This is a genomic window from Bacteroides timonensis (assembly GCF_000513195.1).
GTDB lineage: Bacteria > Bacteroidota > Bacteroidia > Bacteroidales > Bacteroidaceae > Bacteroides > Bacteroides timonensis.
In genome coordinates this window covers 1-21,079 of sequence record NZ_CBVI010000129.1, presented here as the reverse complement: position 1 = coordinate 21,079, position 21,079 = coordinate 1, and the positions used below count along the sequence as shown (strand labels likewise).

The 21,079-nt window shown below is 46.8% G+C and carries 17 protein-coding genes and 1 pseudogene; 2 read left to right on the top strand and 16 right to left on the bottom strand.

Annotation, left to right across the window (positions count from 1 at the left end; all coding sequences use genetic code 11):
- Positions 1-275: 275 nt before the first annotated feature.
- The 5 genes from BN161_RS23095 to BN161_RS23075 form a co-directional block, all read right to left on the bottom strand.
- Positions 276-1,916, bottom strand: a complete 1,641-nt coding sequence (locus tag BN161_RS23095) for a hypothetical protein (protein WP_044270651.1) — start codon at positions 1,914-1,916, stop codon at positions 276-278.
- Positions 1,917-2,025: 109 nt separating this feature from the next.
- Complete coding sequence (locus tag BN161_RS23090; protein ID WP_029328894.1) at positions 2,026-2,790, bottom strand: MBL fold metallo-hydrolase; 765 nt, start codon at positions 2,788-2,790, stop codon at positions 2,026-2,028.
- A 66-nt stretch (positions 2,791-2,856) separates the two neighbouring features.
- On the bottom strand, positions 2,857-3,840 hold the full coding sequence (gene murB, locus BN161_RS23085; protein WP_209441925.1) for a UDP-N-acetylmuramate dehydrogenase: 984 nt from the start codon (positions 3,838-3,840) through the stop codon (positions 2,857-2,859).
- Between the two features lie 39 nt (positions 3,841-3,879).
- Complete coding sequence (locus tag BN161_RS23080; protein WP_044270649.1) at positions 3,880-4,728, bottom strand: DUF4348 domain-containing protein; 849 nt, start codon at positions 4,726-4,728, stop codon at positions 3,880-3,882.
- Between the two features lie 20 nt (positions 4,729-4,748).
- Positions 4,749-5,705: an NAD-dependent epimerase/dehydratase family protein gene (locus tag BN161_RS23075; protein ID WP_007209741.1), complete on the bottom strand. Its 957-nt coding sequence runs from the start codon at positions 5,703-5,705 to the stop codon at positions 4,749-4,751.
- A 154-nt stretch (positions 5,706-5,859) separates the two neighbouring features.
- Here BN161_RS23075 and kbl point away from each other — a divergent pair, with 154 nt between their 5' ends.
- Positions 5,860-7,047: a glycine C-acetyltransferase gene (kbl, locus tag BN161_RS23070; RefSeq protein ID WP_044270647.1), complete on the top strand. Its 1,188-nt coding sequence runs from the start codon at positions 5,860-5,862 to the stop codon at positions 7,045-7,047.
- Between the two features lie 57 nt (positions 7,048-7,104).
- Here the strand turns inward: kbl and BN161_RS23065 are convergent, their stop codons facing one another.
- The 7 genes from BN161_RS23065 to BN161_RS23040 all read right to left on the bottom strand — a co-directional run bounded on the left by BN161_RS23065 (position 7,105) and on the right by BN161_RS23040 (position 13,374).
- Positions 7,105-9,357 (bottom strand): ATP-binding protein, encoded by a 2,253-nt coding sequence (locus BN161_RS23065; protein WP_044270645.1) that lies wholly within the window; start codon positions 9,355-9,357, stop codon positions 7,105-7,107.
- Between the two features lie 133 nt (positions 9,358-9,490).
- Positions 9,491-9,970 carry a ferritin gene (locus tag BN161_RS23060; protein ID WP_044270643.1) on the bottom strand — a complete coding sequence of 160 codons (480 nt, stop codon included), beginning with the start codon at positions 9,968-9,970 and terminating at the stop codon, positions 9,491-9,493.
- Positions 9,971-10,048: 78 nt separating this feature from the next.
- Positions 10,049-10,522, bottom strand: a complete 474-nt coding sequence (locus tag BN161_RS23055) for an N-acetylmuramoyl-L-alanine amidase (protein WP_044270641.1) — start codon at positions 10,520-10,522, stop codon at positions 10,049-10,051.
- Between the two features lie 22 nt (positions 10,523-10,544).
- On the bottom strand, positions 10,545-10,646 hold the full coding sequence (locus tag BN161_RS29985) for a smalltalk protein (protein ID WP_167332571.1): 102 nt from the start codon (positions 10,644-10,646) through the stop codon (positions 10,545-10,547).
- 24 nt (positions 10,647-10,670) lie between these two features.
- Positions 10,671-11,177, bottom strand: coding sequence for an HU family DNA-binding protein (locus tag BN161_RS23050; RefSeq protein ID WP_044270639.1), 507 nt, complete (start codon positions 11,175-11,177; stop codon positions 10,671-10,673).
- A gap of 154 nt (positions 11,178-11,331) precedes the next feature.
- On the bottom strand, positions 11,332-12,708 hold the full coding sequence (gene dnaB, locus BN161_RS23045; RefSeq protein ID WP_044270637.1) for a replicative DNA helicase: 1,377 nt from the start codon (positions 12,706-12,708) through the stop codon (positions 11,332-11,334).
- A gap of 15 nt (positions 12,709-12,723) precedes the next feature.
- Positions 12,724-13,374: a hypothetical protein gene (locus tag BN161_RS23040; RefSeq protein WP_244436601.1), complete on the bottom strand. Its 651-nt coding sequence runs from the start codon at positions 13,372-13,374 to the stop codon at positions 12,724-12,726.
- Between the two features lie 485 nt (positions 13,375-13,859).
- Here BN161_RS23040 and BN161_RS29270 point away from each other — a divergent pair.
- Positions 13,860-14,823, top strand: a pseudogene (locus BN161_RS29270) (AAA family ATPase); the annotation flags it as partial.
- A gap of 33 nt (positions 14,824-14,856) precedes the next feature.
- On the opposite strand, the gene BN161_RS23030 reads toward BN161_RS29270, so the two are convergent.
- From BN161_RS23030 to BN161_RS23015, 4 genes are all read right to left on the bottom strand, one after another.
- Positions 14,857-15,168 (bottom strand): hypothetical protein, encoded by a 312-nt coding sequence (locus BN161_RS23030; protein WP_244436600.1) that lies wholly within the window; start codon positions 15,166-15,168, stop codon positions 14,857-14,859.
- A gap of 137 nt (positions 15,169-15,305) precedes the next feature.
- A complete protein-coding gene (locus BN161_RS23025) occupies positions 15,306-15,665 on the bottom strand; it encodes a DUF4469 domain-containing protein (protein ID WP_044270632.1) in 360 nt (119 codons plus the stop codon).
- A gap of 360 nt (positions 15,666-16,025) precedes the next feature.
- On the bottom strand, positions 16,026-17,951 hold the full coding sequence (locus BN161_RS23020) for a fimbrial protein (RefSeq protein WP_167332570.1): 1,926 nt from the start codon (positions 17,949-17,951) through the stop codon (positions 16,026-16,028).
- A gap of 133 nt (positions 17,952-18,084) precedes the next feature.
- Positions 18,085-20,982: a hypothetical protein gene (locus BN161_RS23015; RefSeq protein ID WP_044270627.1), complete on the bottom strand. Its 2,898-nt coding sequence runs from the start codon at positions 20,980-20,982 to the stop codon at positions 18,085-18,087.
- Between the last annotated feature and the right edge of the window lie 97 nt (positions 20,983-21,079).

The following is a 21,079-nucleotide window of genomic DNA, read 5'->3' as shown; positions in this document are numbered from 1 at the left end:
TTTTTTGTGTTAAGTAACGCTTAAAAAATAACTTGGTACATAAATGATAATTAGCGGCGTAGTGCCCCAGTAAGGTTTAGCTTCGCTGACCGTTGGTTCCCTGCGGCATATAAACCATTTTTCAGACGCAGATAACGCGGATGACGCGGATTCTTTTTTCCATTCGGAATGATAGCGCAGCTTTTAAAATCCGCGTTATCTGCGTCTGAAAAATTAAAATCACGCCGCTAAATTATCATTTATGTACCAAGTTATTTTTTAATGATTACTAAATCTTATATTTTATCTCCTTTGTATAAAAACACCAGATTCGGATATACCACCTCCTCCACACAAGTGAATTGTATTGAAAGCACGAAATGCCGGAAGAACTTTGCCTGGCGAAAGAAAAAGTTCGGTATCAGACGCACATAAGTTTCCGGTTGCTCCACCATCTTTTCCATATCCACCATCATTACAAAACTATATGTGGGTGAAAGACTCCCGATCCCCTCTTCATACAACGGAATATCATCCAATACTTCCTCATTCTCCATGGCATCTATATAAGCCGTAAGACTGACAACATCCGGTGCCATCAGCAGATGCCCGCGATAAAAACACACATACGTATAAAGGGCAGACTCTGTGATGCCTGTCAATTGAGTCAGCAGGGTATTACGAGGCAATATATAATAACGATATCCTTTCGCCTTTGGATAAAGACGATAGTCAGGGTATGCCTGCGGAACAGGAGGCGCATCCACTTCCTTCGGAGAAGTATAAAGCAATGACTGCAAGCGGCGTTCAGCCTGCAACACATTCTTCACCGGAACACTCATCACCGCACAAGGAATCTCATTTCCTGTATCTTTCGACTGAAAGAGACAGGATATCACCTGATCTCCTGCATACATTTTCAAGAAATCCATCCATTCTTCATCTCTTTCTTTAATATAATCGGAATAAGTTGCCTTGGCATATTCCTGTTCCGCCGTAAAGTTGCACATGGCATCCATGTCCGAAATGGCCCAGCAATCATAAAAGAAAGTAGAAAGTGGAAGCCGTTCTCCCGGAAGCCCCTCTACTGGCTGCTGGCGACGCAAAGCATTTATAAAAGTATGTGTAGTGTCCGATCCGTGACTAATCCCCGAACAATAAATAGCATTCTCATTCAGCTTCAAATCAAATTCCGCCCAACTTCCCAAATAGGTCTGCGAACGAATACCATCTGTATTTTTACCCATCTCCACCGATTTAATGCGCACATACACCGTAGCTTCCACGTTCGCATTCTTCCCGGCATGCATCAGTTTGAATGAAGGCATGTCTATCAACGACTTTTTGGAGAGCCGCGCGTCAATCACCTGTTCTATCAATCGCTTCTGAAAGCTGATCGCCAGGAAGTCCGATGTGAAATACGCTGAAAGGAAACGTCCGTCAGGCATAGGATAAATACTGATCTCCTCACCTCTGTAATCAAAGAATTTAGAAGGGAATGAACTGGAACAATATTTCCTGATGAATGACTCCACCAACTCATAATCACCTGATCCCAGACTGCAATACAACACTTGGTTCAATGGTGTATCCGGCTCATGAAAACTGATAAGCATTTTGTTCATCTGCTTACTAAGTCCGTGCGGAGTATCCTCAAGCAAAGTATGCAGATAGTTTTTCAGATAAACAAAAAGTTCGGAAGCATAAAGGAAGTGATTATCTTTGCTGCAACTCAACTGGTTGATATCATCCACCAGTTCTGCCATACGGTCTGTTTCCAGCACAGCTATTGCGCTTTGAGGCACTAGAGTATAGAGATTAAAATCTTTCTGACTCTCCACCTCATTCAGCCTAAAGAATGAATACACCCCGAACCCCGTACATAGCAACACTATGGACACAATCATGGCAATTCTTATGATAAGGCGTAACTTCATGGTTTTTCAGGCATCAAGTTTCGGCAAAAATAAGTATTTCTACTAATAAAACAAAACAAATGTTTCAAAAACTTTAGTAGATATAAAAAAAGTTTTAGAATGCCTGCCTTTAAAACTCTATTTCCATTCCATCAAAAGTCAGATGCACATCAGGAGGAAGCTGCTTTTCAAGTTCGACATGCAATCCGGCATGATGACTCATGTGAATAAAATAAGTTTCGCGCGCACCGATGCGCTTCGCCGTCTCCAATGCCTCGGAAATACTCTGATGCGTAGGATGCGGCTTGACACGCAAGGCATTCACAACCAGAACGTCCAAGTCTTGCAATTGTTCATAGGACTCTTCAGGCATGGTCAGCATATCTGTAATATAGGCCAAACGCTTACCTATACGATACCCCAGAATAGGCAGACGCCCGTGCATCACCTGAAAAGGAATAATCTCCGTATGATTGATAAAGAAGTTTTTTCCCGGTTCCACTTCTTGCAAGAAAATCTGAGGTACACCGGGATATTTATGTTCCAAAAAACAATAGGGCATTCGCGCACGCAAGTGAGTTGCCGTATAGTCATCGGAATATATGGGAATCTCGCCGAAACGGCAGAAAGGACGAAGATCATCCAGTCCTCCCACATGGTCATAGTGCTCATGAGTAATCAGTACTCCATCTATTTTTTCAAATGAGGCTACCCTCAACATCTGTTCCCGGAAATCCGGTCCGCAATCAATCAGTATCACCGCGTCATCCGTATGCAACAAAGAAGACGCACGCAAGCGGTTATCACGCGGATCGGCAGAAGTGCAAACTTCGCACTTACAACCTATTTCAGGCACTCCTGTCGATGTTCCGCTTCCTAATATTCTTAGTTTCACTTTAATTACATATTAATTATCAATCATCAGTTCATTCAAAAGCGACCTCTGATAATCATGATTACTTCAAATAAAATTCACTTCGGGATGTATGTCAATGCCAAACTTATCGCGAACTGACGCCCTTACAGCATCCGAGAGAGCTACGATATCAGCGCCCGTTGCCCCACCCCGGTTTACCAACACCAATGCCTGCTTATCATGCACGGCGGCAGGTCCCAGCGATTTCCCCTTCCAGCCACACTGGTCTATCATCCAACCGGCAGGAATTTTTATCCGGCCAGCACTCATTTCATAAAAAGGCATCTGAGGATATTGTTCCCGTAAAGCTTCAAAAACTTCACGCGTAACGACAGGATTCATAAAGAAGCTTCCGGCATTACCCAGTACTTTCGGATCAGGCAATTTACTTTCACGAATGTCGATAATAACCTGTCGTAATGTCTTCAAGTCAACTTTCGGGTATTTCTCAAGTTCCTGACGAATAGTACCATAGTCCAATGTATAAGACTCTTTCTTACTCAAAGAGAAACCAACATGCGTGACAAACACCTGCTTCATTTCCGGCCGTTTAAAAGCACTGCTCCGGTATGAATAATCACATTCATCCGTTTGGTAAACATGCTTCACGCCCTGTATGTTCACCGTTTCTACGAAAGAAATCAGATCTTTCACTTCCACGCCATAAGCACCAATATTCTGTACAGCCGAAGCCCCCACCTCCCCGGGAATAAGAGACAGGTTTTCAACTCCATACCAACCCCGATCCGCACAATAGCCCACGAAATCATCCCACACCACACCGGCACCTACACGCACCGAAACCTTTTCTTCATCTTCAGCCGTTACTTCAATGCCGCCAATGCGCGAATGCAATATCACCCCCTCATAATTTCCGGTAAACAGCAGATTGCTCCCTCCGCCAATATGCAGATAAGGAGAAGTGATGCGTCCGGCGGCAATCAACTTCTCCAATTCTTCTACTGAGCTGTATTCCAAAAACACGGCAGCTTCTACATCAAGTCCGAATGTATTGGGTATTTTTCTCATCTCATGCTCCATCATTCGTCATTTGTAATTCGTAATTTCCTAAATACTCGTATCCTCATATTTATATAACTCCCACTCTCCGCGATGTCTGCGGAAATAGAAAATATTGGTATATCCGTTTCCAATCCCATTTACTTTCAGGATTTTCGTATTAGAGTAATCGCTGTTCTTTTGTCCGTAATTGATATTGGACAGTTTGTCTACAGGCAATACCGGACGGAAAGCATACCACTGATTCAAGTCGAGTGTAGTCTCCAGAATAGAGAATTCATCATCCGGATCTATCGTGATATACTCTAAAGGTTCGCGAATATGCCGGCTCTGATAAACACTATCAGTCACAAAACGTAAATAAAACGCAACGAAGTCTTCATTCTCCCCCTGCTCTATCTGCCGGAGATTAATAGCTTCCAGCATCCAGACGCCCTTGGTACGTTCGAAATAGTATTTCTTCACCATACGGTTTTCCAGCAAAATCCACTCCACCTGTACGGATGTCAAGGCAGTATCTCCCACCAATTCCAAGTCATCTTCATCATCGAAGAGCAATGTGTAATAGCTCTGCTGGGTAAACAGATAATCATGTTCCCACTCCCCCCTCTCTATTTTAGAAGGCTTATCAACGTTGTAAAAAGGCAATGGAAACTTAGTCCGCTGCCGTTGCAGAGCATCATCCGAAGCGTAACTATAGACGAAATCATCAAACGATTCATCCGCTTCTATTGGCTTAGGGTCATTATCAACTTCAGCCTGTGGTACAGTATCAGCTTTGTGTACAGCTGAATCCACCAAATTGGTGATTGTCGCAAAAGGATCCATCTTCGTCTTCTTGTTGCCGCACGACACCAAGAAAACGAGAAGTAAGAACCCCAATCCTATTTTTCTCATTCTTTACCGGCCCCTGAAGGTCACTTATTTAGTTTAGCTCTTAACTTCTCAAGCATGTCCACTGTCATGGATTCTAAATCATATTGCGGTTTCCAATCCCACTCTTCACGAGCACAACTGTCATCCAAGCTGTCGGGCCAACTGTCGGCAATGGATTGCTTCAATGGGTCAATCTCATATACCATTTCAAAATCGGGTACATGCTTTTTTATCTCCCGGCAAATTTCCTCCGGATCAAAACTCATGGCAGCGATATTGAAAGCGTTCCGATGCTTCAGACGTGTTGGAATTGCTTCCATCAACGAAATGGCTGCATTCAGCGCATCAGGCATATACATCATATCCATATAAGTACCTGGTTTCAAAGGACATACGAACTTTTCACCTTTCACTGCGGAGTAAAAAATATCGACCGCATAGTCTGTAGTCCCCCCTCCCGGAGGAGTTACATTGGAAATGATGCCCGGAAAACGAACCGCACGGGTATCTACTCCATATTTAGTATAATAATAATCGCTCAACAATTCAGTAGTTACCTTGGTTACACCATACATCGTACGAGGACGCTGAATCGTATCTTGCGGTGTCTTCACATGAGGTGTAGCTTCTCCAAACGAACCGATAGAACTCGGAGTAAACACTGCGCAGCCATATTCACGCGCCACTTCCAGCACATTCCATAATCCGTCTATACCAATTTTCCAAGCCATGGCCGGGCGGCTTTCGGCAACCACCGAGAGCAAAGCTGCCAGATTATAAATCGTATCAATCTTGAATTGGCGCGCCACCACTTCAATAGACTGACGGTCGGTTACGTCGGCAATAGCAGAAGGCCCCGATGCTTTCAATTCTCCTTTAGGCATAGCACTCGGAATGTATCCGGCTATAACATGGTCATCTCCATAACGTTTACGCAATTCCAATGTGAGTTCCGAACCTATCTGTCCGGTTGCTCCAATTACCAAAATATTCTTCATACGACTTATTTATAAGGTGCTCCATCCTTAGAGACGTGCAAATATACATACTTTTTTTTCATTATTCTATCATTTTGCTATTGTTTATTTGAAGAAAAATCGTGTCCTTTGTATCGTTTAGTAATAAGATGATAAACTTTTAATTTATAAAGCTATGTACGGGAAAATGAAAGAACACCTCAGCAATACGCTTGCTGAAATCAAAGAGGCCGGACTCTACAAAGAAGAACGCCTGATCGAGAGTGCGCAACAAGCCGCCATCACCGTAAAGGGGAAGGAAGCGCTGAACTTCTGCGCTAACAATTACCTGGGTTTGTCCAACCATCCGCGACTGATTGCCGCTGCCCAAAAGATGATGGATCACCGTGGCTACGGCATGTCTTCCGTACGTTTCATCTGCGGAACACAAGACATCCACAAAGAACTGGAAGCTGCTATCTCCGACTATTTCAAAACCGAAGACACCATCCTCTATGCTGCTTGTTTCGATGCCAACGGCGGAGTGTTCGAACCTCTATTCAGCGAGGAAGATGCTATCATCTCCGATTCCCTGAACCACGCCTCCATCATTGACGGTGTACGCCTGTGCAAGGCCAAACGTTACCGCTATGCCAATGCCGACATGGCCGAACTGGAGAAGTGCCTGCAAGAAGCACAGGCCCAGCGTTTCCGCATTGTTGTAACAGACGGTGTATTCTCCATGGACGGCAATGTAGCTCCGATGGATCAAATCTGTGATCTAGCAGAAAAGTATGACGCTCTGGTCATGGTAGACGAATCTCACTCTGCCGGTGTAGTAGGTCCTACAGGCCACGGTGTGAGCGAGCTATTCAAAACTTACGGACGTGTGGATATTTACACCGGTACACTGGGCAAGGCTTTTGGCGGAGCCATGGGCGGATTCACCACCGGACGCAAAGAAATTATCGACCTGCTGCGTCAACGCAGTCGCCCGTATCTGTTCTCCAATTCTGTTGCTCCTGCCGTGGTTGGTGCAAGTATCGAAGTCTTCAATATGCTGAAAGAAAGCAATGCCCTGCATGACAAATTAGTAGAAAACGTTAATTACTTCCGCGAGAAAATGACTGCCGCCGGATTTGACATCAAGCCTACACAAAGTGCCATCTGTGCCGTGATGTTGTATGATGCCAAACTTTCTCAGATTTACGCCGCCCGTATGCAAGAAGAAGGCATTTACGTCACCGGATTCTATTATCCCGTAGTTCCGAAAGATCAGGCACGCATCCGTGTACAAATCTCCGCCGGACACGAAAGAGAACATCTGGACAAGTGTATAGATGCATTCATCAAGGTAGGAAAAGAGCTTGGAGTGTTGAGATAAGCGATTAGTAGATACGTGATAAGTGATTAGCGTTTGACAATCACTTATCACTTATCGTTAATCACTAACCACCGGCAGCACCACCGTAAATCGGCTTCCTTTCCTCGGTTCCGACCACAGTTCGATTTTGCCCCGCAATTTTTCTACAATCACCTGACAGATGGAAAGTCCCAAGCCGGCTCCTTGCGAAAACTCATCCTGTTTATAGAAGCGGCTAAAGATCATTTTCTGTTCTGAGAGTTCAATGCCTCTTCCGGTATCTTCCACGTAGATAGCCACTCGGTCCGATTCAGAAAGATAACGGTATCCCAACTTGATATATCCGGTTTTAGTAAACTTAGAAGCATTATTCAGGAAATTAGTGACCACCTGTGTCAAGCGCCCCTTATCAACCATCACTTCCACTTGCACCGCATCCAACTCTTTGATAAATTCTAATTGTTCGGGAATCAGCATCTGATGAGTCATATAAATACTGTCAATCAATTCTGAAACGAAACACTTCTCGTATTCAAATGACATATATCCGGACTCGATGCGCGAAAGCTCCAGAATATCATTGATTAGTTTCAACAATAAATCACTGTTTTTATTAATACTGCCGATGTATTCCAAACGTTCCTCCGGACTCACATCATCATCAAGCGCCAATATATTGGAGAAGCCTACAATCGCATTCAGCGGCGTACGAATCTCATGACTCATATTTGCCAGGAAAGACTGCTTTAATTCAGCCTTTTCAGCCAGTTGCCGGGCTTCTTCCAATTCCCGTTCACGGTCTTTTACCGCCTGTATATTCAGCAACAGACCGGCGGCCATATATCCTCCACCGGGAAGCAGTATCGTTTTATAACGAAACTCCCACCATTGATAACCTTTTTCATTAAAATCACAACGCACCTGAGAGACCACTTTGCCTGCCTTAGAAATATTTTTCCAATATCCCCTCACTTCATCCCAATGATCGGGATGCATAAACGATAGGAGCTCCTCAAAACTAAGCGATTTAGACACTATTTTCTGTGATGTCCAGAATTTCTTTTCAAATACAAAATGATCATTTTCCAGTTTCCAGGCAAAGGTGTCGCTACCTTCAATAGCCAACGCCAATGTTTCCTTTTCACTTTCCAGCTCATAAAGAGCACGTCTCTTCCGCCCTTGTTCGCGACGATAAAGGAAGAAGAGCCAGACAAATAACGTAGACAGTAAAATGACAATCACCACAACACCGGTTCCCCATGCTACCGGATATTCTTCCCGGAAAGGAATATTTATAATCGTACATTCCGCCGGAATACTCTCCTTGGAAATACCCCGTTGCTGCATCACGTTCCAATCCACCACATATTTCTTACGGCTCTCCCTGACGGGTATATCCGAAGGCTTCTCACCATGCAAAATACGTATGGCAGCACTCACTTCTTCTTCCGCCAGGATCGGGAATGTCGTGATATATCCACCAAGCAATTTTTCGTTATAGCCGAATGCCTCATTAATTGCAGTAAGACTGGGGCTTGCACATATATTACCAATATTAACCGATGTATAGTCGCGTTTCATCTGGAGGTAGCACATACCTGTGGAATACTTACTCAGAGTCCAGATAAAGTTGGCAGTTTCCTGTTTCTGTCCAATTCGTACCGACAGACTGGAAAAACGGGCATATCCCTCTTTATGGGGATAATGCAGCCTCTTTTCACGGGGAGTTCCCGAATAGCCGACCATACAGGTCACTTTTTCATCTTTCAGTTGATTTTCTATATCTGCCCGTATCTGCCGGTCAATATACGTAGAATCAAGTACTGTAAACAACTCCACATCTTCACCAAATAATTTTGCTCCCAGGCGTATATTCTTCATCAGATCTATCCGGTCATGAAAGCCCGTCACATTAGGATACTCTTTCAATAATTCCCAATTAGGATAATTCACTCCACCAAAAACCACCGGAATTTCTTTCACTAAAGGATGGTAACATTTGAACAGTGAATAGGCAGCCTGATCATCATTTACCAGAATTACTTCAGGTTCCCAACCGTCGGAAACCGAATCGAGCAAATGATACATATACTTCAACTCCGGTTCTTCCTGGAAAGCCTCACAATCCAGATATACGATACGAATATCCGCATCCACCCTGTTTCTTCTGAATTCTTTATCTACCAAGCGATTGAAATCAGGATAGCCGACATAGCTTTCCTCATAAGAATGCACGATTAAAATCCGCCGTTCTTCCCGGTCCGAACAGCTGTTCAAAACGAAAAAAAGCAGAAAAAACCATGCATATATAGACAGAAATGTGTGTTTCATTATTCAACTATCTGATCCATAAGTAGAACAAAGGTAGAACAAAATATGTATAATCCCAAGAAAACAAAAAAAGAAGCTGTCTGATTTTTTTCAGACAGCTTCCCTGCTTGGCAATTCTATATCAAAAAGACTATTAACGTTCGCCCAATTTCACATCTACAAAGAAAACGCCTGTTGCACCGGCTTTCTTAATCATATCAACGATGCCTGCAGCGGTTGCCTCTTCTTCTACCTGTTCGCGTACAAATCCCCACAGGAAGTCCTGCGTTGCTTTATCTTTTTCGGTGGCAGCCACATCCACCAACTTGTCGATCATTTCGGATACACGGCACTCGTGTTTATACACCTGTTCAAATACTTCCAGCGGAGTACCGAAATCGTTGGGAACTACATCCAGCTTATCAACTTTGGCTTTACCGCCACGTTTGATTACGTAATCAGCCAATGCACAGGCATGTTCGTTCTCTTCCGCCCACTGTTTTTTCAACCAATGTGCCATACCACAATATCCTTCTTTCTCCATATAGAAAGACATAGCCAAATACATGTTAGCCGACCACATTTCAGCTGTAATCTGCTCGTTAATTGCATTTTGTAATTTTTCAGTAATCATAATCGTATTTTTTAATTAAATTGAAATCATTACAAAAGTAACAATGATACACAGACATTGTTCATTTGATAACATTTTTTATATAAAATAGCCCGGATTGACAGGCGTTTCCTGCAAAATCGTCTCAGCATTGAAACAGGGACACTCCTTGACCCACTCTTCCGGCTCTATTTCGCCGTTGCCGTTCAAGTCAGGGCTAAGGTCACGATGCCCTACCAGCCGAGAATCCGGATAATCCCTCAACAACAGCATCACCAATACACGAAGAGAATGTTTCTGTAAATCCGTTCTTGTATCAGAAGCCCGGCCATTCACATCCAGCCCGCCTTCATAGCAAATTCCAATTGAATTTGCATTGTATCCTCGGACATGCGAACCGGTTTTTTCAACCGGGCGAAGATTTTTGATATCTCCGTTCTTCCTTATATAATAATGATAACCTGCACCGGAGAATCCCCGGCACAGGTGGTCTGTGGTTAAGTCATATTCCGTATAGCAACGGTCAGCGCGGGTGGCGCTGCAATGAATGACGATTAAATCAATTTTTCTCATTTCTTAAAGTATTATCCCGGCATCATTTCCCTGTCATCGCATGCGCGCTAAACGCTCCCAACACAGCCGAAGCCAGAGCAATCACAATCTTCAATACCGCATCCCAAGTCAATTTCTTTTTCATACCTTATTAAGTTTAGATTAAAGTTTACCCCAGCGGGTTTTCATCCAGACCGCCGCCTCCGCCGGAATTGCCACCTCCCTGGCCGCCGGAAGAGGAACCGTCCTCATCCTCCTTTTTATCCAGGGCAAAGGATACATTGGCCGAACTTCGGGTTTCCGCTGTGGTTCCATTCACCAGTCGTAATCCTTTGTCCGGTGTGAAACGGATATGCACCCGTTTGATATTCCTTACCTTACAATCCTCCATTTTCTCCACGCCCGAACAGCGGAACGTCATGTGAAATATCCCGAATTGATTCAGTTTCACCTTGTCTCCATTGACAAGCGTCCCTTGAATTTCTTCTACCAGAGCCTCGATCACGTGTTTCACGTCACCTTTGGCCATAGCACAATTCTTCTGAATACTGGCGGCAAGGGTGTCGATATCCACCGTGCCGGCAGAGCGGGGTTTCTGACGAAGATAAAACAACATCGGAGAGTCTTTATCACTCACGATTTTTCTACGTTGGAAACGTTCTACGAGTACATCCATTAAAATTAAAGTTTAGGTTAAAAAAACAGTCTGTAATGCCTATTATTAAGCACTTCACAAAGATACGACATCCAGAAGCCAAAGTCAAGTATTTCGTCATTTATTTCTTCACCAAACGACAATTATTTTCATCACTCTAATTAATACTTAATACCTATTTCGCATTCTTCATCATCCACTCCAGCGGCGGCACATACTCCCCTATCTTCGTCATACTGGCATTATGCCCGAAGTAGACATCCCCCGTCTCTCCATTACGGTTTTTCGCTACAATAATCACACCCAGCCCCTCCGAGGGATATTTACTCTTGCGCTCCGTCGGTATTCCATAAACAGCCGGACGATACAGCAACATCACCAGATCCGCATCCTGCTCTATCGCACCACTCTCACGCAAATCACTCAGCGCAGGCCGGTGATCACCGCGTCCTTCACAGTCACGGTTCAACTGACAGAGCAGAATCACCGGTATATTCAGTTCCTTCGCCATGATCTTCGCCTTACGGCTTGCTTCCGCCACCTCCTGTTCGCGGTTGCGGTTCTTCTGTCCGGAACCTACCTCGCAAAGTTGCAAATAGTCGATGATAAGGACATCACATAATCCCTTGCCCTTCAGCAGCCGCGCCGAAGAGCGGATATGATCCATTCCCATCTTCGGATTGTCATCCACATAAACAGACAGGCGTGCCAACTTGCGTGCAGCCTCCAAAGCCTGTTGCTGCTCGTCGGCAGTCATCAGTCCCGTGCGCATGTGGCTTGCATTGATGTCGGCGGCGGCAGCCGTTATCCAACGGTCGCCCAGTTGCTCACCCTGCATTTCAAGGCTGTAGACCACCACATGCTTACCCGCAAGCGCTGCCGTAAGTGCCAGATGCAATCCGAAAGCTGTCTTGCCCACCGATGGACGGGCGGCGATGATAACCAACTCCCCCGGTTGCCAGCCCGCCGTCAGGCGATCCAGCTCGGTAAGCCCCGTAGGGATGCCCGTGACACCATCCACATTGTTTGCCACACGGACATCCATCAGTTTCAGTGTATCCAGCATCAGGCGGTCCATATCACGCAGATAATCGGCAAAGGCCGCCTCACCCTCCAGATGGTCGGCAAGGTTATGCAGTTCTACCAGCGTGTCGGATATGTCTATCGTCTCATCGGAAGCGGCAGCCAGCAGACGATGCATGCCGATGATAGCCTCGCGCCTCACGTACATCCCGCGCAGGATGGCGGCATGCTGCTCCAGATGGGCGGAAGAAGCCACGCGCGAAGTCAGTTGCGTCAGCCGGAACGGCCCGCCCACGGCTTCCAGTTTGCCACGGGCGGCAAGTTCGTTCTTTGCGGTGATGATGTCAATGGACCGGCCCGTATGGTACATAGCCAGCAGGGCGGAGAATATCTCGCAATTGCTCTGTTCGTAGAACATCTCAGCGCGGAGCTTATCGGCCACGAGCGCCATGCCTGCCGTTTCCAGCAGGCAGGCTCCGAGGACGACTTCTTCCAGGTCGGTGTCGTGGGGATTCAGAATTTCAGCCATACCTCTTTTTCATTTTCAATTCGTAAAATCTTCATTAAAAATCTTGAGATCCAGATATTTGGCGGCACTCCGGCAATAGCGTATATCACTCAGACTATAATAGTAGTCTTCTATGCGCTCAAGGGCAAGTTCCCGCTCACGGGTAGAAAGTTTTTTCCACAACTTCCTAACCAACTCCTTGCTCTCCATGCGTATGTGCGTCACTTGGCCATACTTATCAATAAACCGTTCAAAGACTTCATCCACCTTCTTCTCTTCCCTCTTTTTTTCACCGGAATTGCCCGTCCAGGCATCATAACCCGGAATGCGAATATGACTGAGGCAGTCGCCCGGTACTTTTTCTACAAGCCCTTCGGCAATGCAGCGTTCAAAGAAGCGTCGGACATGTCCTCTCCTCCATCCCAGAATGTCCGTCCAACCCATAAAAGAGATAACGGATTCACCCCGGGCACAGGTCACTTCCACCCCATTACACCACGTCACCTTTGTCTTGTAATTCACGTGGGTCAATACTCTCAGAAACGCCTCTTCGTCACCATTCGCCGCACCCTGCTTTTCACACATACTCATCAGCAACGCCCTTGAAACCATGACGTAGCCTACACGTAACCAATTATTTTCCATTATCGGATAAACTCTACAAATTAACACTTTTTTCTGCGCCATATCCCTGACACCGTTTGCGCCACCCCTTTCCACTGATATTCAATGAAACGCAAGTACCTTTGCGCCACGCTTGTGCCAGCAAATGGACATAACATAATTAAATTAGAAAATGATATACTAAAGTATATCTATCAGAACAGATGATGCGTTTGAGTCAAACAGATGATGCGTTTTCCCTTACCGTTTACCTTAATCAATTTTTCTTTCTTTTTCATTGTTCAGTTGTTTACTTATTTACACTTCAAATAAATACATATAATATACTCATATTCTGTATTACAGCGCAAAAATAAGAAACTTCATCCAAAGCGTAAAAGCAAATATTTACACCAACATAAATATAAACATCACTAAATAAAATCATTGCAGTTATATAGGCGATTTTTAATAGTGAATAATTCAAAGATAATGCACCATCCCTACAAAAACTTTTTTATCTTTGTATCGTTAATAACGACAACAGATTAAAAACAGGAGGACAGAATATGGACCCATTGAAATACATAGTACCCGACAGGAAACGCATTCCTTACGGCATGATGAACTTCGCAGACATTCGTCTCGACAATTATTATTATGTAGATAAGACCCGTTTCATCCCCCTGATAGAGCAGGCGGACCGTTTCTTTTTCTTTATCCGCCCACGCCGTTTCGGGAAGAGTCTCACACTGAATCTGTTGCAACACTACTACGACGTACGTACCCGCGACAAGTTCGACGCACTCTTTGGCGACCTCTACATCGGTCAGCATCCCACTCCGGACCGTAACATCTATCTCGTACTAGCCATGGTATGACAATTACTGCTTTGCACAGAAAAGCTACGGTGAAACCACCATGTACAACTCCAACATGGTGCTCTACTTCGTTAAGAATTACATTGACGATGGCGGAATGCCGGAAAACATGATAGAGAACAACATCCGCATCGACTACGAGAAGCTGCGCATGCTCATCCGCAAGGACAAGGAGTTTGCCCACGATGCTTCCGTTATACAGACTCTCGTGAGCCAAGGCTTCATCACCGGAGAACTAAAGGAAGGCTTCCCCGCCTCCGACATCACCAATCCGGACAACTTCGTGAGCCTGCTCTACTATTTCGGTATGCTCACCATCAGTGGAATACATAAAGGGAAAACCAAACTGATCATCCCCAACCTGGTAGTTCAGGAGCAACTCTATACTTACCTGCTGAATACTTACAATGATGCTGACCTGAGTTTCAGCAGTTACGAGAAGAACGAACTCTCCAGCCGACTTGCCTATGATGGAGACTGGAAAGCTTACTTCGACTACATCGCCGACTGCTTGAAGACGTACGCCTCGCAACGCGACAAACAGAAAGGCGAATTCTTCGTCCACGGCTTCACCCTTGCCATGACTGCACAGAACCGTTTCTACCGTCCCATCTCCGAGCAAGACACACAGGCGGACTATGTCGATATTTTCCCCCCGTCTCCGGGGGAATAAAAGACACACCTATCACCCCGCCTTATGCACAAATAGCAAATCCTCAACCAGCAAGTTGAAGTCGGCTTCACTGATGCAGCCTTCGTGAAAATAGAAGTAATGGGTGAGCAAACGGCGCACTTGGCGCACGCGGCAGTCGGCTGTATAACCTTTCCACTCACCTACCCTCTTGCCATCCAGTGCCTGACGGATGACGGCTACATACGGAGTAATCAGTTTGCGCACATCGTCACCCGGATACACTTGAATCTTCTCACCGGGCATAATGATGGTGACCTCCGGATGGTCGGCGCGAACCACGCGCATGGCCTCCGTCCAACGCACACCATCTGCAATTACGTCACGAGTTGTCTTTTTTTTGATGCTTCTGCGGCATCTAATGCCTGAAAGGCATGTCTTCTTTTTCTGTTCATTGTTAAAAAAAATAATTATTAATTAATACGAATCAATATTTGATTCCTTTACTGGGGGACTTTCCACAACACTGAAGAGACTTTCAGCAATGCGTTTCCATCCTTTTGCAGAATCTTGAATGCAGGTACATATTCACCCGGCTCCAGTTCAGGCAGAGCCACTATGATTCTATTATACGAGTATTTATAGATATGCCCGATCTCTATGGCCAGCCTTTTGTCAGCCACGGAAACAAGGCATAGCCGGACTGCGTCCCGGGCATACATATCCAATCCGCTGCCGGACACTATAATGGGGCCCCATGGGGTAATGGTTCCATCGTGTTTGCCACTCAAAAGGTCATATACCTCGGTAATGACGGGAAACTCTTCTGACGGGCTTGATAATTCTGTACCGGTTACTATCATTGTATTCTGATTAAATGCTTATTTATATTTTATGCAGAAAGGCGGTTGAATATTATTCGGATCGTTACGGACGGGTTATGAGCTAAATGGGAATTTATCGCGCTTTGCGCGATAAGTAACGAGCTACAAGCGACAAGTGACAAGTACCTTTCGGCGTGATAGCCGGGCGAATTATTATTCACCCACGAGTACAGCGCAGCAACTCGTTACTGGTAGCTCGTAGCTCGTAACTTAATTTAGCGGCTTCGCCGCTAAATTATCATTTAACTCATTTCTGTACGTTTTTATAGACCGGAATACCCCTATTCCCTCCTCACGGGAAGAAGGGAATCAAGATACTCCGGTTGTTTCAGCAGCCTATCAAGACGCCGGATTCTCCTCCTCCGCAGCTTTCAGTACCACTTTTATCGTAGTTACGGCTGTAGAAGCCGTTGAGGTGAAGGTTACAGTAGTACTTGCCGGTAAAGGATCTTGTACCGCTCCCAAAGTCAATGTATAATCACCTTCGGCAGTCTCCACATCATCACTGACTGTCAACCAAGTAATCCCGTCCTCAACCGCAGCCGTGCTTCCGGTATTAATGACTGGCGGCTCCGCACCGTCCGAACGACTTTCTGAAACCACATGCAGTTTGATAGTGCTTCCGACGGTATTCTCAATCGTAGCCGTCATCGTCTCAGCATCAAAGGTGCTATTGTTACCTTCCACTTCTACCAAAGACACTTCAGGCCCTTTAGTGGCAAACACCTTGATGTCCTTGCGCATTCCGCTCGCCGGATTCGTCAGCCGGATAATGACGGGAAGCAGTTTCGAGGCATCCGTCAGTTTACTGTCCACAGTGGTCACCGTGTACTTCGTGCTCTGCGAGGTTGCACGCGTGGCAGGGGCGGAAGCCAGTTCGAGCCACTCTGCCGAACCATTCTGAAACACCAGTTCGGACTGCAGCGTAGCATTGGAACCCATAATGAAAGCGAATGTACTGTTGGTGGCAGGCATCAGAGACACTTGCCCCTTGTCCGTCACATAAGCGCCTGCGCTGCCGGCTTCCAGCGTCAGCGGCGTGTTGCGGTCGAAGTCGTTTTCGGGCGTATAGTCGTCCAGATCCACGTCTTCTTCCCAGTCCGTCACTTTGAAGTTCACCTCCAGACGCGTCGGGTCGGCCTTGGTGATTTCGATGGTGTAGCGATGGTTGTAATTCACTTCGATGTAAGTGCCCACGCCGTTCACCATCTGCTTGAACGGAATCTTGTAGCTCACGGGCTCGGAGTCCGTCATATTGATGTCGTACGTACCCTTCAGTATCAGGTAGCCTCCGTCATCCTTAGGGCTGGGCCAGGTGTAGAAGGCACCTTCGGTGAGGTTGAGTTTCGGGTCGGCATCTGTAGGCTTCTGCTGCGTGTCGGGAAGGACTTTGCGTTCAGGATAAGTAATCAGGTCACCCTCCGTTTCGTCTTTCGTTTTCAGCGGCTCAATGGGAAAGAAGCGGCTGGCACTGCGGCCGTTGCTCATGGAGATGCTTTCAACGGTGAACCGGGATTCTGCGGCAACATTCACAATGTCGAAGCGGGCTACCATGCGCGAGAGGCGGAAACCTACCTGTGCGCGGGTGGCAATGCTGAAATCAGTCAGGTCCAACGGTGTGGTGTAGGCACCTGTCATGGGGAGCGGAGTGACGAAGATGTCATTCTCCGTTGCACCCGTGGGGTCGATGAGTTGGGTTTGCAGTTTCAGGAAATCGGCTTCGGTGGGCACGCCGGGGGTTACTGTGTTGGCGGGCTGTCCCGGGGCAGTCTGCACCAAAGACGAGAAGTAGTCGTAAGGTTGCAGGTTTCCGCTGGCATCCACGCCGTAGAGCTGGGTGCGGTTGGCGATGCAGTAGAACTTCACGAACAGGCCTTTGGTCAGTTTCAGCAGTCCGGTGGTGGTGTTGGCTTCCGTTCCGGCGTTGAGGTCGAAGCTGAAAGACTTGATGCCGGTGAGGTGCGTCAGGCTGGCATCGTCGCGGTAGTAGTGCAGTTCCTGAAAGGTGTAAGGGCCGTCCTCTTGCTGGGAGCCGAACACGTAGACGTCGAGAGTTTTGATGTAGTTTTCGTCTTCCGTGGCAATGGCGTCTCCGGCACGGGTGGCGGGGACGGCGGCTTTCAGCGTCAGGTTGTTTTTTAGTGTGAGCAGCACCTCCGTACGGGAGGCGTCGTTGTCCGGTTCGCCGGGACCGACGGGGGCTTCGGTAAGCGCCTCGCTGGTGCAGGAGACGAACAGGGTGCTGGCGGCGAGCAAAAAGCCCACGGCGAGCAGGAAGGGGTTATTCTTTATATTCATTATGATTCTTTTTATGGGTAATGATTTGATATGAGTTTGTGATATAAATGATAATTTAGCGGGCGGATGCCCGCTAAATTATCATTTAAGCAAAACGGCATTAAGGAGCAGACTTCTTGCTGCTTCTGAGAATCACCGTCTTGTTGCCGCCACCGGTTACAGTGTTGGTAAATACAAGCTCGATATCATCCGTTGCGCTACTGCTATCATTTAGTTTGAGCGTATACGCTGACGGAGTTCCGGCAGTAACTGTATTACCTCCTGCATTAGTATCATCTTTCGTCAGGAATGCATCTGCGATTGCCGTCTCAAAACCAACACTTGCACCGCCCGGAGCGGTTACAGTAAAGATGAAAGGTGTGGTGGATATAGCATCCACATTTACCGTATACACAATATTTCCACCTTCCTCCCTGGATGTCACATTTCCTGATGCATCATCCGTCAATGCCACCGTAATAGCCGGGTCTTTCCAAGTGATAGTCAACGCAGCGGTGCATTCTGTAGCACTACTATTCTTGGCAGTCACAGTAGTTGTACTTGCAGTCAGTTCAGAAACATTAGCCACTTTGATGGTGTACTCATTGGTAGATTCTATCCGTTTAACCTCCAATCCTGTAACCGCATCAAACTCAGCAGCTTCATCGCAAGTCATATTTACAGTAATCTGGCTGTCCGCTACTTTATACATCGTAATGGTGGCAGCCGCAGGATTTGTGAAGTTACTGTCCAGTCCTTTATTGAATGTACTCCAGCTATCTGTCGTAGCACCCGCACCGAATTTAGGCTTGCTGGCTTCCTTATGCAATTTCACATCCAATCCCGGGGCGCTGATATTCTTATCCGCCTGCGTCAGTCCGTTCACGAAACTCAGTGTCACATCACCTGTACCGATGATAGAGCTTGTTTTGGCAATGGTATACGTAGCAAATTTTTCCGTGTTGTCCCAGGCCTTTGATTCCGTGATAGTCAACCACGGGCAAGCCAGACTGGCAATCGTCACTCCTGCCGGAGCATTTATCTTGAAAGTACAGGTGCCATTGGCCAATGTACCGAGGTCGATTTTTAACGTTTTATTTCCCTCGTCCCATGTAGCGGCGTTATTGTCGTCGGTCGATTTTTCAAACGTCATTTCTGGCGCGGCGGCAGTCAGCGTCAGCGTCGTTGTTTTGCCGGCATCACCTGTATTCTTAAAGACAATAGTACCACCTGTGGCAGTGCTCGCATCACTTACCGACACCTTATACGTATGTACAAAACCATTCACGGCAATCTCCTCCGCTTTATATCCGGTTGCCGAAGTAGCATCTACAGTAACCCCCTCCACGCAAGTCACATCAAACAACACATAGCTGTTAAGCAAAGTGTGAATGGTAGCAGTGGGAGCTTTGCCGTCAGTCACGTCAATTGTATTTCCATTGGAACCGGTACCTGTTGCTGCAGCTGCGAACACGGGCACACTCTTCTGTCCGTAGAAGTTGACCGTCGTCCACAAAGCCGGGTCGTAAGAAGCGGCGGCGTTAATGAAGTGTACGGCTACGGGAGATACACCTACAGCATCAGTATAAGAGATATCGAATTTAGTGTACCACACACCGTCACGTTCTTCAAAGGCAGGTTCGCTTATCACCAGCCAGCTCTGCGAGGTGATAACCTCGCCATCTGCTTCCGCACGGGTAGTGGTCTGCACTGCACTCTTCTCGGCGCGTACCTTTCCGGTGGCACCTATTTCGATGGTGAACGAGCCTGTGCCGTCATCACCTGTTACTTCGTAATTGTAGGGTGAGGCGTCGGTATTCAGGGCAGTCAGTTCCGTGGGCGTATTGGCACCGCTGAAGGCTTCTGCCGCTACAAAGACAGGAGAATCATTGCTGGGCTTTACTATGATTCCGCCGCCACTGGTCCAATCCACTACCTCAAAGGTACCCATGATATTGGAACTGGTGACGTCGCTGATTCTCAGCTTGTAGCGATTGTTGGCAAGGAGCTTGATGAACTCCGCTTTTGGTGCTCCATCAGGAGTGCGAGCCACGTCCACATGATATTCCACTGGCTCCTGTTTGCCGGTGGCGGGGCTTTTGTAGGTGCCCTTTATCACGAGGTAGGATTGATCCGTAGCGAGATTGGGATAGACATAGAAAGCACTGGCCGTCTCGCCGGTGTTGGCACCGGGAATCTGGTCGAAGTCCACGTTGGCGTATTTGGCAAGAAGATCGCTTGTTGGCAGGTCTGCAGGCTCCACTGTAGTGGGTGTTGCTCCCCATAGCGGTGCGCTCTTGCGGCCCTGCACCATGTAGATGTCCTCGATGGTGAGGTTCGTCTTCGCCTTGTCGTTCACGATGTCGAAACGGGTCATTACGCGTTTCAGGCTGATGTCCACCTTAGATACACCGCTGATTTTGGTGATGCCTTCGCCGGTCATCAGGAGCGGGGTTTCGATGAGGGTGGCATCGGCGTCATTCATAGTGAAGGCGGCTTTGAACTCGGCTTCTGTGGTGCCGGGAGTGGTGACGGTTCCGGCGGCATCGGTCGCTACTTTCGTCAGTGTACCCAGAATTTCCGTACCTTCCTCGTCATAGAACTTCGGAGTTCCGCCGTTGTTTGCCACGCAAAGCAGCTTTATCCAAGGTAGGCCCTTGAGTTCGTTCGGATAGAGGATGCCTTTCTTGGAGGTGCCTGCATCTTGAATCTTGAAGTTGGTGGCGGCGGGGGTTGCGGGGTTATAGTCCGCACCCTCGGTCCATGTTTCAAGGTAATAGAAAGGGCCCGTCTGGGCTGCTGCTGCAAAGAGATAGATGTGCAATTGCTCTATCTTGTTCTCACTTTCGGAAGCGATGGCACGGGTGTATTCCTGGCTCTCTCCGGTTCCGCTAAAGGCGATCTGAATCTCGGCGCGGCCATCGGTAGGACGGGTGCCGGATTCTTCAAAGTCGCTGTTGGAGCAACTGGCTGCAAAGCCCGCAAAGGCAAACAGCGTGATTAAACTTTTTACGTTCATTGATTTTTAAAGTTTTTAATTGAACAATATGTTTCGTTTCTAAATAGTTATTTCTTGTATGTTGATAATCTGTTCAAGCGGATTTGTAATCATGAGT